This window comes from Rhodopseudomonas sp. BR0G17 (assembly GCF_010907025.1).
Taxonomy (GTDB): Bacteria; Pseudomonadota; Alphaproteobacteria; order Rhizobiales; family Xanthobacteraceae; genus Rhodopseudomonas; species Rhodopseudomonas palustris_H.
Genome location: NZ_QUML01000119.1, coordinates 1 through 506 on the forward strand (window position 1 = coordinate 1; position 506 = coordinate 506).

Annotated in this window: 1 protein-coding gene; it reads right to left on the reverse strand. The window is 65.6% G+C overall.

What is annotated here, in order from left to right; all coding sequences use genetic code 11:
• Positions 1 to 506, reverse strand: a 506-nt coding sequence (locus DY467_RS25480) for a hypothetical protein (protein ID WP_246701648.1), incomplete at both ends; no start/stop codon positions are given.

The following is a 506-nucleotide window of genomic DNA, read 5'->3' on the forward strand; positions in this document are numbered from 1 at the left end:
CAATAGCCCTGCAGGGAGAAGTAGAAGCGCTGAGCGCCGTTTGCCGTACTGATGTCAACGAAATACGGATCGCTGCGCGGATCTCTCGGCGTGGTCGGGTAGGTGGTTGTGCAGCCGCCATCGCCGCCGGAACAGACCTGTTGCGGCTTCGAAAGGTCGGCGCAGAGACTGCCGTTGGGCGACGCGGACACTCCCTCGCTGCCGTCCGCCCCTGATTGGACAGGCGTCAACCCTGCCGGACATGCCTGATAGGGCTCATAGCCCAGACCACTGGCATTGCCTTCGGGGCAGGACGGCCACCCGCCGCCCTTCGCCAATTGACGAAACAACGTCTGCATCACCGGCACGCAATAGGGAATGCCCGACCACCCTGGCGCGCTGGCGGCCGCACATAGCAAGACCTTGCACCCGAAGGACGCATCCTGCGCGCGAGCGCGGTGGACGGCGCCCGGTACGCACAGCAGGCCGAGGGCGATCAACAGGGCGGCACCGCGCTTCATCCATCC